The organism is Citrobacter amalonaticus (assembly GCF_018323885.1).
GTDB classification, from domain to species: domain Bacteria; phylum Pseudomonadota; class Gammaproteobacteria; order Enterobacterales; family Enterobacteriaceae; genus Citrobacter_A; species Citrobacter_A amalonaticus.
In genome coordinates this window covers 2,979,989-2,996,744 of the sequence record NZ_AP024585.1, presented here as the reverse complement: position 1 = coordinate 2,996,744, position 16,756 = coordinate 2,979,989, and the positions used below count along the sequence as shown (strand labels likewise).

General features: G+C 56.9%; 11 protein-coding genes. 2 read left to right on the top strand and 9 right to left on the bottom strand.

The window, feature by feature from the left end:
• The first annotated feature begins 218 nt into the window (after nt 1-218).
• Nucleotides 219-1,271 carry a class I fructose-bisphosphate aldolase gene (fbaB, locus tag KI228_RS14275; protein ID WP_043000164.1) on the top strand — a complete coding sequence of 351 codons (1,053 nt, stop codon included), beginning with the start codon at nt 219-221 and terminating at the stop codon, nt 1,269-1,271.
• On the opposite strand, the gene yegS is transcribed toward fbaB, so the two are convergent.
• The 8 genes from yegS to KI228_RS14235 form a co-directional block, all read right to left on the bottom strand.
• Nucleotides 1,268-2,167, bottom strand: coding sequence for a lipid kinase YegS (gene yegS / locus KI228_RS14270; RefSeq protein ID WP_043000165.1), 900 nt, complete (start codon nt 2,165-2,167; stop codon nt 1,268-1,270). The genes fbaB and yegS overlap by 4 nt on opposite strands.
• Nucleotides 2,168-2,450: 283 nt before the next feature.
• Entirely contained in the window at nt 2,451-3,812 is a 1,362-nt protein-coding gene (gene trhP / locus KI228_RS14265) for a prephenate-dependent tRNA uridine(34) hydroxylase TrhP (protein ID WP_043000166.1), read from the bottom strand.
• Between the two features lie 166 nt (nt 3,813-3,978).
• Nucleotides 3,979-4,701 (bottom strand): envelope stress response regulator BaeR, encoded by a 723-nt coding sequence (baeR, locus tag KI228_RS14260; protein ID WP_043000167.1) that lies wholly within the window; start codon nt 4,699-4,701, stop codon nt 3,979-3,981.
• On the bottom strand, nt 4,698-6,101 hold the full coding sequence (baeS, locus tag KI228_RS14255; RefSeq protein ID WP_104010303.1) for an envelope stress sensor histidine kinase BaeS: 1,404 nt from the start codon (nt 6,099-6,101) through the stop codon (nt 4,698-4,700). Before baeS ends, baeR begins: the two co-directional genes overlap by 4 nt.
• Complete coding sequence (gene mdtD, locus KI228_RS14250) at nt 6,101-7,513, bottom strand: MFS transporter (protein ID WP_043000169.1); 1,413 nt, start codon at nt 7,511-7,513, stop codon at nt 6,101-6,103. The genes baeS and mdtD overlap by 1 nt, the downstream gene beginning before the upstream one ends.
• On the bottom strand, nt 7,510-10,590 hold the full coding sequence (mdtC, locus tag KI228_RS14245) for a multidrug efflux RND transporter permease subunit MdtC (protein ID WP_212807485.1): 3,081 nt from the start codon (nt 10,588-10,590) through the stop codon (nt 7,510-7,512). The genes mdtD and mdtC overlap by 4 nt, the downstream gene beginning before the upstream one ends.
• Nucleotides 10,591-13,713 (bottom strand): multidrug efflux RND transporter permease subunit MdtB, encoded by a 3,123-nt coding sequence (gene mdtB, locus KI228_RS14240; RefSeq protein WP_141227592.1) that lies wholly within the window; start codon nt 13,711-13,713, stop codon nt 10,591-10,593.
• Nucleotides 13,713-14,960: an MdtA/MuxA family multidrug efflux RND transporter periplasmic adaptor subunit gene (locus KI228_RS14235; RefSeq protein ID WP_061069874.1), complete on the bottom strand. Its 1,248-nt coding sequence runs from the start codon at nt 14,958-14,960 to the stop codon at nt 13,713-13,715. The genes mdtB and KI228_RS14235 overlap by 1 nt, the downstream gene beginning before the upstream one ends.
• A gap of 278 nt (nt 14,961-15,238) precedes the next feature.
• Here KI228_RS14235 and KI228_RS14230 point away from each other — a divergent pair, with 278 nt between their 5' ends.
• Nucleotides 15,239-15,298, top strand: coding sequence for a type I toxin-antitoxin system Ibs family toxin (locus KI228_RS14230; RefSeq protein ID WP_105887528.1), 60 nt, complete (start codon nt 15,239-15,241; stop codon nt 15,296-15,298).
• Between the two features lie 98 nt (nt 15,299-15,396).
• On the opposite strand, the gene yegD is transcribed toward KI228_RS14230, so the two are convergent.
• Entirely contained in the window at nt 15,397-16,749 is a 1,353-nt protein-coding gene (gene yegD, locus KI228_RS14225; RefSeq protein ID WP_141227591.1) for a molecular chaperone, read from the bottom strand.
• Nucleotides 16,750-16,756: the final 7 nt, after the last annotated feature.

Below are 16,756 nucleotides of genomic sequence, written 5' to 3'. Positions count from 1 at the left end.
ATGACAGTACCATTTAATAATACCTTTAAAATACCTTTGAGGTGAAACCTTGACCGTCTTAACACTTTATCGTCAGTGAATCGTGCCAGCAGATAGCGCTGAAAAATCCCCGAAAGATGGAAAAAATGGTCGGTCGGTACCAGACTTATGGCTGCCCGCAAAACGCGGGTCAGGACAATCCACATTCCGACGCATTCGGAACTTACGGGAGCATAACTATGACTGATATTGCGCAGTTGCTTGGCAAAGACGCCGACAGCCTCTTACAGCATCGTTGCATGACCATACCCTCAGACCAACTCTATCTGCCCGGACATGATTACGTCGACCGCGTGATGGTGGACAACAACCGTCCGCCTGCGGTACTGCGTAACATGCAGACGTTGTATAACACCGGGCGTCTGGGGGGAACGGGTTACCTGTCCATTTTACCGGTCGATCAGGGAGTGGAACACTCGGCAGGGGCGTCGTTTGCCGCCAACCCGCTCTATTTCGACCCGAAAAACATCGTTGAACTGGCGATCGAAGCCGGATGTAACTGTGTGGCCTCAACCTATGGCGTACTGGCTTCCGTCTCGCGTCGTTATGCGCATCGCATTCCGTTTCTGGTGAAACTCAACCATAACGAAACCCTCAGCTATCCGAATACCTACGACCAGACGCTGTATGCCAGCGTAGAGCAAGCGTTTAATCTGGGGGCGGTGGCCGTAGGCGCAACCATCTACTTTGGTTCAGAAGAGTCACGTCGGCAGATTGAAGAGATTTCCGCCGCCTTTGAACGGGCGCATGAGCTGGGTATGGTCACCGTACTGTGGGCCTATCTGCGAAATGCCGCGTTCAAAAAAGAGGGCGTCGATTACCACGTCTCCGCCGACTTAACCGGGCAGGCGAACCATCTGGCGGCAACCATTGGTGCGGATATCGTCAAACAGAAAATGGCGGAAAATAACGGCGGATACAAAGCCGTGAATTATGGCTACACCGACGATCGCGTCTACAGCAAACTGACCACAGAGAACCCGATCGATCTGGTGCGCTATCAACTGGCAAACTGCTACATGGGGCGTGCCGGGTTGATTAACTCCGGCGGCGCGGCAGGCGGCGAAACTGACCTGAGCGACGCGGTACGTACGGCGGTAATCAACAAACGTGCAGGCGGGATGGGGTTGATTCTGGGTCGTAAAGCTTTCAAAAAATCGATGGCTGACGGCGTGAAATTGATCAACGCCGTGCAGGATGTCTATCTCGATAACAAAGTGACGATTGCTTAACGCAGTAGCGGGCAATCTGGCGGCAGTCGACACCGCAATGCAGCGGGCAGGATTTCGATATGAAATTCCTGTCCGCTCAGCGGTTCGCCATCAAGATTAAAGGTAATGTCATGCGGTGCCCGGATATCAAACCAGGCTGAAGCGCCGTCGATGATATTGGGGTTTTCCTCCTGTGGTTTCAGGGTGGAAAATAGCGCGGGCAGGATCTCTTCCCCGGTGAAAATCCGCAGTTGCAGCAAACCGTCGTTGATCAACGCATTCGGACACAACTGCTGACCGCCGCCAGCCTGACGCCCATTACCAATCCCAATCACCAGCGCATCACCCTGCCAGTGGAAGTTCTCACCACGGATTTCGCAACGGTCCGGTTTTAGCGTATCCATGCGCATCAGGCCGTGAATGATGTATGACACGCCGCCCAGCGCCGCTTTCAGTTTTTCCGGCGTCTCGGTGGTGATGCGCGTACCAAAACCACCGGTTGCCATATTGATAAAACAGGTTTTATCGTTGACTTGCGCCATATCAATCTCAATGGCGTTACCGACAATCGCCAGCTTCAGCGCCTTATCTAACTCCTCGGGGATCCCGACGCTGGTGGCAAAGTCATTGGCGGTGCCCAGTGGCAGAATGCCCAGTGCGGGAATATCGGCCCCCTCACACTGGATCAGCGCCGTCGATACTTCGTTAATCGTGCCGTCACCGCCGCCGGCGATCACCGTTTCAACGCCCAGACGACGAGCCTCTTCGACATAGCGCTGCGCATCGCCTTTTTCCCAGGTAACGCGAACGTGAATCTCTACTCCTTCGTCACGGAGCAGCCCAATGGCGTCCCGCAGTACGGGGTTATCAGCACTTTTACCATTCAGAATCAATACGCTGGAGGGAAAATGATCCATTCCTTTTTTGCCTGTTTGTTTTTGGAATCTATGAAGAAAGTGTATAGCAGAAACGAAAAGGGGAGGTCAGAACAGGCTTAAAATACGCACACAATATACGATTCAGGCCGCAAAAAAATAAGCCTGCGTAAGGGAGATTACGCAGGCTAAGGAGGTGGTTCCTGGTACAGCTAGCATTTATGGGTTATGTTTTTCAGCGAAACGGATAATACCCTTAATGAACGAAGCGGTATGTGATCGGTTTCTAAGATTCCTCCTGGCGTGAAAAAATAACCCTGATTAACTATTTAGCGTGCGGATTTCGCGTCGATTCGCCGGAAAAATTGCGCATTAACAGTGCATAATCCAGCATCAGATCCTGTGGAACAGGGATCCATACGGTATAACCGTCCCCCGGCGCCACTGGCATTGGCTCGCCTTTGGCGTTTTCCATCTGCGCTAACGTGAAGTTCACGTTGCCCTGTGGGGTCATCAGTTCCAGGCTGTCGCCGACAGAGAATTTATTTTTCACTGCCACGGCCGCGAGGTCGCCATTGCGCTCACCGGTAAACTCACCCACGAACTGCTGACGCTCGGATACCGAGTAACCGTATTCGTAGTTCTGATAATCGTCATGGGTGTGGCGACGCAGAAAACCTTCGGTGTAACCACGGTGCGCCAGACCTTCCAGCGTTTCCAACAACTGCGGATCAAACGGCTTACCGGCAGCGGCGTCGTCAATCGCTTTACGATAAACCTGTGCGGTACGCGCGCAGTAGTAGAAGGATTTGGTGCGGCCTTCAATTTTCAGCGAGTGCACGCCCATCTGCGTCAGGCGTTCAACGTGGGCAATGGCACGCAGATCTTTCGAGTTCATGATGTAAGTGCCGTGCTCGTCTTCGAACGCGGTCATGTATTCGCCCGGGCGCTGGGCCTCTTCAATCATAAACACTTTATCGGTTGGCGCGCCGATACCCAGCGTCGGCTCCACGTTTTGTACCGGAATCGGCTCGTATTTGTGGACGATATTACCGACCACATCTTCTTTGCCTTCCTGTACGTTATATTCCCAGCGGCAGGCGTTGGTACAGGTGCCCTGGTTCGGGTCGCGCTTATTGATGTAACCGGAAAGCAGGCAGCGACCAGAATAGGCCATGCACAGTGCGCCGTGAACGAAGATCTCAATCTCCATCTCCGGTACCTGGTTGCGGATCTCTTCAATCTCTTCCAGCGACAGTTCGCGCGACAGAATCACACGGGTCAGCCCCATCGATTGCCAGAATTTTACCGTCGCCCAGTTCACGGCGTTGGCCTGGACCGAGAGGTGAATCGGCATTTCCGGGAAATTCTCACGTACCAGCATGATAAGACCCGGATCGGACATGATCAGGGCATCCGGACCCATTTCCACCACCGGCTTCAAATCGCGGATAAAGGTTTTCAGCTTCGCATTGTGCGGGGCGATGTTGACCACCACGTAGAATTTTTTCCCCAACTCATGGGCTTCATTAATGCCGCGCTGCAGATTCTCGTGGTTGAATTCGTTATTGCGCACGCGCAGCGAGTAGCGCGGCTGGCCCGCATAGACGGCATCTGCGCCATAGGCGAAAGCGTAACGCATATTTTTCAGCGTTCCCGCCGGGGAAAGGAGTTCCGGTTTAAACATAATGTTCTCGTTCTGATGACAGGTCAGATCCGCTTCACCTGATGAAGCGGCTAGAGGAGAGTCCTCACGTTAAGGGCGGGCATTGTAGCGCTGCGGGCAAATGAGGTAAAGGAAAACGCCGGGCCCGATAACGCGGCGTTATCGGGCCACTATTTGCGCTACCGTGTCAGACAATCCGGCAGGCATCCGCTTCCCAGCGATAGCCGACGCCATACACTGCACGGATAAACGACTGCTCTTCGTCAAGCGCTTCCAGCTTGCGACGCAGGTTTTTGATATGACTGTCGATGGTGCGGTCGGTCACCACGCGATAATCATCATAGAGATGATTCAGCAACTGCTCACGGGAAAACACTTTCCCCGGTTCGTGAGACAGCGTTTTCAGCAGGCGGAACTCCGCAGGCGTCAGGTCGAGCATTTTATTACGCCAGGAGGCCTGAAAACGGCTTTCATCGACGATCAGCGGGCTTTCGGCGTCCAGTTGCTGTAATTCACGCTGCGGCTTACAGCGGCGCAGAATGGTCTTCACGCGGGCGACCACTTCGCGCGGACTGTAGGGTTTGCAGATGTAATCATCCGCACCAATTTCCAGTCCCAGCAGGCGGTCGATCTCCTCAATTTTGGCGGTGACCATCACGATTGGCACCTCGGAGAAACGACGGATTTCGCGACACAGGGTCAGGCCATCGGTACCCGGTAGCATCAGATCCAGCAGGATTAAATCCGGCGGCGTCTGGCGCACATAAGACAGTACCTGATCGCCATGGCTAATCAGCGTCGGGGCATAGCTCGCGGCGCGCAGATAGTCGATAAGTAACTGTCCCAGCTTGGGTTCATCTTCCACAATCAGAATGCGTGGCGTGTTTTCATCAATGGGTAACTCAGTCATATGTCTCTCTGTAAATCGCGTTCCAGCGGTAATTCTACTGTAATGCTTACCCCGCCAAAAGGCGAATGGGCAGCGTGGATGCGGCCATTATGGGCCTCAACGATGTTGACGCAGATCGCCAGTCCCAGTCCGGACCCTCCGCTGGCGCGGTTACGTGAACCTTCGGCGCGGTAGAATCGCTCGAACAGTTTCTTAAGCTGATCGTCACTGACGCCCGGCGCGGAGTCGGCGAAGGTGATCAGCACGCGTTTGTCGCGCAGCTCTGCGCTGATACGTAAGCTGCCGCCGCTATCGGTGTAACGAAGGCTGTTTTCTAACAGGTTGTTGAATAACTGCATCAGGCGATCGCGATCGCCGAACACGGTAACGCTATCGGGCAGGGAAAACTGTAGCGTCAGATCCCGGCTGGCAAAACGTTCGCGGAATGCGCCGCCCGCCACTTCCAGCAGTGGGATCACGTCGACGGTAGTTTTTTGGTAGGCCAGCGCGCCTTCGTCAGACATCGAAAGCTGGTGCAGATCGTCGACCAGTTTGGTCAGTGTCCCCACTTCCGCCTGTAACGAGGCCACCGATTCCGGCGTGAATTTTCGCACGCCGTCCTGAATCGCTTCCAGTTCACCGCGCAGGACTGCCAGCGGTGTGCGCAGCTCATGCGAGATATCGGCCATAAAATCGCGACGCATCTGCTGATTCTTTTCCAGGGTACTGGCGAGCTGATTAAAGTCCTGCGCCAGTTTGCCCAGCTCATCGGCGCTGGTGGCGGTAACACGGGTGGTGAAATCCCCCGCAGCCAGTTTGTGCGTGCCTTCGACCAGCCGTTTGACCGGGGCCAGCAGTCCGCGCGCGAGTGGAAAGGTCGCCAGCGCTGCCAGCAGGGTTGAGAGCGCCACAATCAGCCAACTGGTGCGCCGCTGCTGTTTATCGAAATTAATGTCGGTGTTACGCGTCAGACGTTCAACAGGGGAGGCAATGACGGCGCCGACCTCCTGACCGTTAACCAGAATGGGCCGCCGCGTGCCGTCTGCGGGAACCGGACCGCGCGGGCCAACCATGACATGCGCATCCTGGTCCACCACCCAGAACTGCGTGCGCCAGCCGTGCGGCGGCATACCTGGGCCTTGTTTATCATCGTCTTTGTCATGTTCAAAGGAGCGGAGGATCTGAAACACAAAGCGGTCATTATTGCGCAAAAAGCGCCAGCTGCCGTGCTGTTGGTACTGTTCACCTAACGCGTCGCTGAGCATGGTCAGACGCTGCTCGTTGCCGTTTTTGATGTAGTCAATGAACCCTCGCTCGAAGCTGATGCGTACCGCCCAATGCATACTGATCAACAACACGATGCAGGTGGTGAAAATCGCCAGAAACAGTTTGCCGGTAATGCCGGGTCGCCAGAGCTTCATCAGGTTCTCCTTTTGCGTCGCGCAATGACGACATTTTTATGGGTATCGTTTGGGACGCGGGCAAAGATCACGGCGGGCAACGCGATGATAAAAGCCATGCACAGCCAGGTGTACATAAAGACGGTATGCGACGTTCCGCTATCCACCGTAATCTGTTGCTGCCCGAACATCCCTAGCAGCAGACCGGCAACGGTGACGCCGATACTCATTGAGAGTTGCATAATCATCGACAGCAGGCTGTTCCCGCTGCTGGCCAACTCATCCGGCAGATCTTTCAGGGTCAGGGTGTTCATGGAGGAGAAACGCGTCGAATTGACCATGCCCTGAACAAACAGCACCAGCGGCAGCACGTAATACCAGCCCAGCAGCGCAGTGGACATAAACAGCAGGGTTACCACCGACAACCCAAGCGTCGTGGCGACCAGCACCCGACGGTAACCAAAGCGGTTAACCACCTGTACAACAATGCGTTTCATGCCCATGCTACCCAGCACCATCGGGATCATCATCAGCCCGGCGTGAAACGGGGAAAAGCCGAGACCAATCTGCAAAAAGACCGGCGTCATGAAAGGCAACATGCCGCTGCCGATGCGTCCGGCAAAGCTGCCGAACAGCCCCAGCGAGAAGGTTGGCGTGCGGAACAGGTGGAGACTGAACAGCGCTCGCGGGTTAGCTTTGGCGTGTTTCAGGTAGAGCAAAATGGCCGCCACGCCGCACACTACCAGTGCACCGAGCGCGAACGACGACATCCCCATCCCTTTGCTGCCGTCCAGCGCGATGGTCAGAACCGCCATCCCCGTCGCCAGTAGCAGAAAACCCGAGAGATCAAAGCGTCGGGTTTGCATGGTGTAGTTGGGCATCAGCAGCAGCGTGGCGATCGCGCCGACAATACCGACCGGCAGATTAATCAGGAAAATCCAGTGCCAGGAGGCATATTCCACGAGGATCCCGCCCAGCGCCGGGCCCAGCAACGGGCCTATCTGACCTGGCAGCGTGACAAACGTCATCGCCGCCATGTACTGTTCGCGCGGGACAATCTTCATCACCGTCAGCCGGCCGACCGGTACCATCATGGCACCGCCAACGCCCTGTAACACCCGCGCCATGACCAGTTCATTGAGCGTGCCGGAACCGGCACAAAACAGCGAGCCTAGGGTAAACAGCACAATGGCGGTAAAGAAAATATTCCGCACACCGATTTTGTCTGCCAGCCACCCGCTGGCAGGCAGCATGACCGCCACGGTCAGCACATACGAAACCACGACCATGTGCATATGCAGCGGGCTTTCCCCGAGGCTTTTTGCCATCGAGGGAAGCGCGGTATTGACGATGGTGGTATCCAGCGACTGCATAAAGAAGCCGAATGCCACAATCCACAGTTGCCAGCGGGTGCTGTTGGGAAGTTCTGTCATGTCTCTGTTATCGGTTTACGGTGTTTACGCGAAAAACGCAGCCGCAGACGGTCGAAGAAGAGGTACACCACCGGAGTGGTATAGAGTGTTAACAACTGGCTCATCACCAGACCGCCGACAATGGTAATCCCCAGCGGCTGACGCAGTTCAGAACCGTCACCGCCGGAAAGCACCAGCGGCAGCGCGCCAAACAGCGCGGCCAACGTGGTCATCATAATCGGGCGAAAACGCAGCAGACAAGCCTGGAAAATCGCCTGTTCTGGCGTGAGGTTGCCATGCCTTTGCGCCTCCAGCGCAAAATCGACCATCATGATGGCGTTTTTCTTCACGATGCCAATTAAGAGCATGATCCCTATCAGGGCGATGAGGCTGAACGGGGCATCGAAAATCTCCAGCGCTAAGAGCGCGCCCACCCCCGCGGAGGGAAGCGTGGAGAGGATGGTTAGCGGGTGGACATAACTTTCATACAGTATGCCAAGCACAATATAGACCGTGGCGATCGCGGCAATAATCAGGATCACCTGGGAATTCATGGTTTCCTGGAAGACCTGCGCGGTCCCGGCAAAACTGCCGCGCACGGTAGACGGCACGCCCAGTTGGGTCATCGCCCGATTAATGGCGTCACTGGCTTCTGACAACGAGGAGCCCGTAGGCAGGTTGAAAGAGACGGTGGACGCTGCCGACAGCCCCTGATGATTCACCGACAATGGCGCGTTCGCCGGTTGCCATTTGGCAAACCAGGAGAGCGGAATCGCCTTACCGTCACTGTTAATGACGTACATTTTCTCCAGCGCGCTGATGTCCTGGGTGTAACGCGGGTCGACTTCCATCACCACTTTATATTGGTTCATCGGCTGATAGATGGTGGAGATCTGCCGCTGACCAAAAGCGTTGTTTAACAGGCTGTTTGCCGCCTGCACGTCAATACCCAGGCGCGCCATGGTTTCACGATCGTAGGTAAGATTCATCTCCGCGCCGTTATCCTGTTGATCAGAGTTGACGTCCGCCAGTTGGGGCAGGGCGGCTAAGGCTTTACGAATCTTCGGTTCCCATTCGCGCAGCGCCGCCAGATCGTCTGACAGCAAGGTGTACTGATAGCTGGCATTGGACTGGCGTCCGCCGACACGAATATCCTGCACTGCCATCAGGAACAGATTGGCACCGGGCTCTTTTGCCAGTTTCACCCGCAGACGGTCGATCACCTGCTGCGCGGTCTCCCGGCGTTCATCGCGGGACTTAAGGGTGATAAACATCATCCCGCTGTTGACTCGCGAGCCGCCGGTAAATCCGGTGACATTATCCACTGCCGGATCATCGCGAATAATCTTCATAAAGTCCTGAAGCTTACCGCGCATCGCCTGAAACGAGATGCTCTGGTCAGCCTGAATCCCGCCCATCAGTACGCCGGTGTCCTGTTCCGGGAAGAAGGTTTTCGGAATCGAAATGTAGAGCCAGATATTCAGCGCAATAGTGCCGAGCAGCACCACGCCGACCAGTTGCGTATGGTTGAGCACCCATTTCAGCGACTTACCGTAGCCCTGTTGCAGCGCGACCAGCATGCGGCCAAATCCGCGCAGCCGCTTCTGCTCCCGTGGCTGGCTGGATTTTAGCATCCAGCCGCACATCATCGGGGTGAGCGTGAGCGACACCAGCAGCGAGATACCAATCGCCACCGACAGCGTGACGGCAAATTCACGCAGTAATCGTCCCGGCAGCCCGCCCATCAGCAGCAGCGGCAGGAACACGGCGACCAGTGACAGGCTCATGGACAGCACGGTAAAGCCCACTTCACGCGTGCCCTGAAGCGCAGCCTGCAAAGGTTTCATTCCGGCTTCCAGGTGGCGCGAGATATTTTCCAGCACCACGATGGCGTCATCGACCACAAAGCCGGTGGCGATGGTCAGCGCCATCAGCGACAGGTTATTGAGACTGAATCCGCACAGATACATCGCGGCAAAGGTGCCAATTAACGAAACCGGAACCGCCACGGCGGGGATCAGCGTGGCGCGTCCGGATCGCAGGAACAGAAAGACCGCCAGAATGACCAGCGCCACGGAAATGACCAGCGTCTGCTCAACTTCCTCCAGCGAGGCGCGGATGGTCGGCGAGCGATCCTGCGCGATTTGCATATCAATCGATGCCGGGATGGTGGACTGCAACTCCGGGAGTCTGGCCCGAATGCTGTCGACCGTCTGGATAATGTTGGCTTCCGGCAGTTTGCGGATCATCAGCAAAATCGCCGGCTTGGCGTTGGTCATCCCGGCGTTGCGGACATCCTGTACCGAGTCCGTCACCGTGGCGACATCACCCAACCGTACGGCGCCGCCATTGTTGTAGTGAATCACCAGTGGCTGATATTCCGCCGCCGTTTTGAGTTCGTCATTGGTCTGGATCTGCCAGCGGTGCGTGGAATCTTCCAGCGCCCCTTGCGGTTTGCGCACGTTGGCGTTGCTGATAGCGGTGCGTACCTCATCCAGCGAGACGCCCTGATTAAACAGCGCCTGCGGATTCAACCCGACGCGCACGGCGGGCAGCGAGCTGCCGCCTACGTCGACGTCGCCGACACCGTCGATTTGCGCGATGGTCTGCGCCAGTTGGGTTGAGGCGAAGTCGTAGAGCTCACCTTGTGAGTATGTCTCCGAGGTTAGCGTCAGAATCATGATCGGCGCGTCGGACGGATTGGCTTTGCGGTAAGTTGGGCGGCTCGGCATGCCACTTGGCAGCAGACTTTGCGCCGCATTTATCGCGGCCTGCACATCTCGCGCCGCGCCGTTGATATCGCGATCGAAGTTAAATTGTAAAATGATGCGCGTGCTGCCGAGGGAACTGCTTGAAGTCATCTCACTGACGCCGGCAATGCGCCCCAGTGATCGCTCCAGCGGCGTTGCGACGGATGACGCCATGGTCTCCGGCGAGGCTCCGGGCAGCGAGGCGCTGACCATAATCACCGGAAAATCAACCTGCGGCAGCGGGGCGACAGGCAACAGTCGAAATCCCAGCACACCGCAGAGCGTGATGGCGAGAGAAATTAAAATCGTCGCCACCGGGCGGTAAATGAAGAGAGCGAAAAACTTCATTTACGCCTCCTCTTCCCGGTGCGAGAAGCGGTTTTTCATATACAGTGACAGGCGGTCAAACAGCAGATAGATAACCGGGGTGGTGAACAGCGTCAGCACCTGGCTGACCAGTAAGCCGCCCACCATACCGATCCCCAGCGGACGGCGCAGTTCTGCCCCCACGCCGGTGCTCAGCATCAGCGGTAGTGCGCCCAGCAGCGCCGCCAGTGTGGTCATCAGGATCGGACGAAAACGCAGCAGACAGGCCTGGAAAATCGCCTCGCGCGGCGCCATCCCCTGTTCGCGCTCCGCGGCAAGGGCAAAGTCGATCATCATGATGGCATTCTTCTTCACAATGCCGATCAGCAAAATAATGCCGATAATGGCGATCACGCCGAGTTCACTACCGGCAATCATCAGCGCCAGCAGCGCGCCGACTCCAGCCGTGGGCAGCGTAGAGAGAATGGTGATCGGGTGAATAAAGCTTTCGTACAGCACGCCGAGCACGATATACATCGCCACCACCGCCGCGACAATCAGCCAGATGGTACTGCTCAGCGCCGCCTGGAAGGCGAGGGTGCTACCCTGGAACTGAGTGGTGATATCCACTGGCAGATTCAGCGTTTTTTCGCTGTCCAGAATCGACTGGACCGCATCGCCCAGCGAATAACCGTCCGCAATGTTAAACGAGATAGTGGTGACCGGGAACTGATCCAGATGGTTAATCGAGAGCGGCGCGAAGCGCTGCTCAATTTTGGCAATGGCGCTGAGCGGCACCATGCCGCCGTCGCTACTGGTCAGACGGATTGAATCCAGCGCTGCCAGTCCAGGCGTCGTTTCCGTATTGTGTTCCAGCACCACGCGATACTGATTCGCCTGAGTGTAGATCGTGGAAATCAGGCGCTGACCGAAAGCGTTATACAGTGCGTTATCGACATCCGCCATGCTGATCCCTAGCCGACTGGCGCTGTCGCGATCGACATTCACATACGCCACCAGCCCCTGATCCTGCCAGTCGCTGCTGACGTCAGAAAGCTGCGGCAACGCCTGTAGTTTTTCCATCAGTTGCGGCACCCAGGTGCTGAGGGCATCCAGCGAGGTGGCCTGCAGCGTGAACTGATACTGCGTGCGGCTGACCTGTGTATCGATCGTCAGATCCTGCGTCGGTTGCAGATACAAGTCGACGCCCGGCACTCTCGCCACGGCGTCCTGCAAACGGGCGATCACTTTCTGGACGCGGTCATCACGTTCGTCGAGCGGCTTCAGGTTGATTTGCAGACGCGCGCTGTTCAGTGACGGGTTGGTGCCATCGACGCCAACGAAGGAGGTCAGGCTCTCAACCGCCGGATCTTTCAGTATCACGTCCGATACCTGCCGCTGGCGCTGGGCCATACTGGTAAAGGAACTGGACTGCGGTGCCTGCAACGTGCCCTGAATGATGCCGTTATCCTGGATCGGGAAGAAGCCCTTCGGAATAAACACCCACAGCATGATGCTTAACAGCAGGGTGCCGAGCGCCACGCTCAACGTCAGCCACGGATGGTTCAGCACCTTCGCCAGCCAGTGTCCGTAACCGGCAATCACCCGGTCAAACATTTTCTCCGACGCGCGGGAGAAGCGGTTTTGCTTACGCAGTGACTCCTGGCTCAGCATTCTGGCGCACATCATCGGCGTCAGGGTTAACGACACCACGGCAGAGATTAAAATCGCCACTGCCAGCGTCACAGCAAATTCGCGGAACAGACGTCCGACGATATCGCCCATGAACAGCAGCGGGATCAGGACCGCAATCAGCGAGAAGGTCAAGGAGATGATGGTAAAACCGATTTCTCCGGCTCCTTTCAGCGCGGCTGTCAGCGGCTTTTCCCCTTTTTCGATATAGCGCGAAATGTTTTCGATCACCACAATCGCATCATCCACCACAAAGCCGGTGGCAATGGTCAGCGCCATAAGCGTCAGGTTGTTGATGGAGAAATCGAGAAACACCATTACCGCAAACGTGCCGATCAGCGACAGCGGGACGGCGACGCCCGGAATAATGGTGGCGGGAATATTGCGCAGGAACAGATAGATAATCATCACAACCAGCGCAATAGCCAGCATGAGCTCAAACTGCGTGTCGCTGACCGAGGCGCGGATGTTAGTCGTGCGGTCAGACAGTACCGTCACGTTTACCGATTTTGGCAGGCTCTCTTTAAGCTGTGGCAACATCTGATGAATGCTGTCCGCCGTTGAGATGATGTTCGCGCCAGGCTGGCGCTGGACGTTCATCACAATAGCCTGTTCTTTATTTGCCCATGCGCCGAGCCAGCTGTTTTCCGCCCCTTGTTCTACAGTCGCGACATCGCCCAGACGAACCGGCGCGCCGTTCTGGTAAGCAATAATGAGCTGACGGTATTCGTCAGCAGACTGCATCTGATCGTTCGCCGAGAGCGTCACCGCGCGGGTGGGGCCATCAAGGCTACCTTTGGCGGAGTTGACGTTTGCGCCGGTAATCGCTGTGCGGACGGTTTCACTGGTCAGGCCCAGCGCGGCAATGGCCTGAGCATTGAGCTTCACGCGGACCGCCGGACGTTGACCGCCGGAGAGCGTCACTAACCCGACGCCGGAGACCTGGGAGATTTTCTGCGCCACGCGGGTTTCGACCATGTCTTCGACCTGGGTCATCGGCATGGCGGTAGAGGTCACCGCCAGCGTCATGATCGGCGGATCGGCAGGGTTGACCTTGCTGTAGACCGGCGGGTTCGGCAGGTCGCTCGGCAGCAGGTTGGTGGCGGCGTTAATGGCCGCCTGAACTTCCTGTTCGGCCACATCCAGCGGCAGGGTCAACTGGAACTGGAGCGTCACCACCGACGCGCCGCCGGAGCTTTGCGACGACATCTGTTTCAGCCCGGACATCTGGCCGAACTGCCGTTCCAGCGGCGCGGTGACCGCAGAGGTCATCACATCCGGGCTGGCGCCAGGATACAACGTCACCACCTGAATGGTGGGATAGTCCACCTCCGGCAGCGCGGAGACGGGCAGAAAACGATAGCCGATGATCCCGGCGAGGAGAATCGCCACCATCAGCAGCGTGGTGGCGACAGGACGCATAATAAACAGACGCGACGGGCCGCCTGTGCTGCTCGGAGGTAACACCTGCATCAGGAGCGCGCTCCTTTCTGACCGTATTCACGGCTGGTGGCTTTTGTATCGGTGGTGGCGGCGGCTTGCGCTTCCACCACTTCCACTTTCGCCCCTTCCGTCAGGCGGTCAATCCCGTCGGTGACGACGCGGTCACCGGCCGAAATCCCGGCGCTGATCACCACCTTCTGACTGTCCTGAATGCCCGTTTTGACCAGATGCTTACTGACTTTGTTTTCATCGTTCAGCACCCAGACGAAGTGTCCTTCGTTGCCCATTTGTAGAGCGGCTGTCGGGATCACCACGGCGTTTTGTTCCGTGTCGACCAGCATGCGGGCATTCACAAACTGATTCGGGAACAGCGCGTCATCCTGGTTATCAAAGCGAGCTTTTACTTTGATCGTCCCGGTCGTGACGTCGATCTGGTTGTCCAGACTCAGCAATACGCCCGCGCTGAGCTTTTTCGAATTGGTGCGATCCCAGGCTTCAACAACCAGCGGTTGTCCGCTTTTTTGCGCCTGCACGACGGTGGCGATATCGCTTTCCGGTAGGGTGAAAATCAGGTCGATGGGATGCGTCTGGGTGATCACCACAATACCGTTGGTATCACCACTGGAAATCTGATTGCCGACATCTACCTGTTTCAGACCAACCCGACCATCAACCGGTGCGGTGATGCGGCTCCAGTCAAGTTGTAGCTGCGCGCTGGCGACGCTGGCCTCATCGGCCTTAATCGTACCTTCGGATTCGCTCACCAGCGCCTGCTGGGCGTCCAGCTCCTGGCGGGAGACTAAGTTGCTTTTGACCAGTTGCTGGTAACGAGCCAGATCGCGACGCGCGTTAGCGAGGGTGGCTTTGTCTTTCGCAAGGACGCCCTGCGCCTGTGCCAGTGCCACTTTAAACTGGCTGGGATCGATCTCCGCCAGCAGGTCACCGGCTTTAACCTGATGACCCTCCTGGAAATGAAGCGCCAGCAGTTGTCCATCCACGCGGCTACGTACGGTGACGGTGTTAGCGGCGGTCATCGTGCCCAGACCGGTGAGATAACGCGGAACGGCCTGCTCTGTGGCGGTCGCGGCCTGTACCGGCGCGAGTGGACCTGAGCGCATACCACGACGACCTGCGCCAGCCGTGGGTTTCGTTTGTCCGGTTGCGCCGGGCGCGCTGCTCTGCGGTTCGCTCCGGTTCTGCCAGAATCCGTATGCGGCGATGGCGGCGATGACCACCACGATGGTGATTACCCAGCGGGATTTGTGACTGCCTTTCATCGTTATGAGTTTCTCATCCTGAAACGTTTCGCGGAATGATACTAGTTTAGCCAGCCATCAAGGGAGAAAAATGGAGGAATTATGAAACCCTGTACGGATTCATCCGAATGGCGGCGCGCTTTGCGAGGCGTTACGCAACAATCATCGCTGAAAAAGGCGCATGAAAAATTGTGCGCTACAGTGGCGGCACGGCAAAAAGGAGGTAAGCCACGGATTTCAGCAGGACGCTGAAACGGGAAAGCCCCTCCCGAGGAAGGGGCCAAAATAAGGAAAGGGTTATGATGAAGGTAGTCATCATACTGGTGATACTCTTAGTCATTAGCTTACCGGCTTACTAAGACACCAGGGGGAGGGGAAACCCTCCCTTACCCTCACTCCTGAAACTAAGCCACATGAACCTTAATGTCAATCCATCTGCGTTCAGCTTGCGAGGCGTTTAGCGGAATACCACCTCAGCCCAACGCGCCAGACCGGCGGTGACGGAGCCGAAGTCATCGCCACCGGCAATGGGAATACCCGGCAGTTTGGCGGCCAGCGCTTTTTTGATCAGCGGCGAGCGTGCGCTGCCACCGGTCAGATAGATGACGTCTGGCTTTTCCTGGGCGTTATCCAGCGCCAGTTGCACCTGTTCCAGTATCCGGGAAAGCGGCTGATCCAGCGCGTTCTCCAGCCCCTGTTGGCTGATGACGGCGGCCAGATCGTCGCGGATAAACGGGAGCGCTGCATTAACTTCGGCTTGTGCAGACAGCGTAATTTTGCTCTCTTCGGCGCTGCGGACCAGCCGATAACCGAGACGCTGACGCCAGACTTTCAGCAGCAGCACCACCTGTTCCGGTTCGCGGGCATCGCGTACCAGGTCGTTCAGCAGACGCCCCGTGGCGCTGCTGTAGAAATCGCTTTGTGCCGGAACGTCGTTGATCGCCACCGCGTTCCACCACGGCAGCACCGGTAGGGCGATCCCTTTCTCGGTTTCGCCCCCCATCCCCAGCAGCGGCATCAGGTGTTTAAACGCCAGCGCGATATCCAGATCGTTCCCGCCAACGCGACAGCCGCTGTGACCCAGCAGGCTGGATTCGCGGTCAGCGCGGTGATGCCATTGTGGCCCCATCAGCAGTAACGAACAGTCGGTGGTCCCCCCGCCGATATCCACCACCAGGACGCGTTTCTCTTCCTGTAATGTCGCTTCGTAATCCAGTCCCGCCGCCACCGGCTCATACTGGAAAACGACATCCTGAAAGCCAGCTCGTTTTGCCGCTCGTTCCAGAATACCCTGCGCCTGGCTGTTCGCCTCATCGCCGCCTAATCCCTGGAAGTTAATGGGACGTCCGATCACGGCCTGGGTGATGGCTTCGGGGAGCTGGTTTTGTGCCTGTTGACGAATGTGCAGCATCATTGCGCAGACTAAATCTTCGAACAGCGCGACCTGTTGCGGTTTTAATCCGCTGGCGCCGAGGAAGGATTTCGGCGACTTAACGAAGTACACCTCTTCCGGGTCATCAATATAGTGTCCAAGCGATGACAGGCCAAACTGTACGCTGCTGGCGTGAACGTCAATGTCCTCGTCGCGATTGAAGCGAATGGCCCGACGCAACAGCGCCTGCGTTTCATCGTCTGGTGTCGGAACATCATGATGGCGGTAGAGCCATTCGCTCACCGATTCACGCGTCGGCGCGCAAAGCATGGAAGGCAGCAGCGTACTGCCATTTTCCATTTTCAGCAGTTGCGGCTTGCCGTCGCGCATGACGGCGACAGAACAGTTAGCGGTACCGTAATCAAATCCAATAAACACCTTGAAA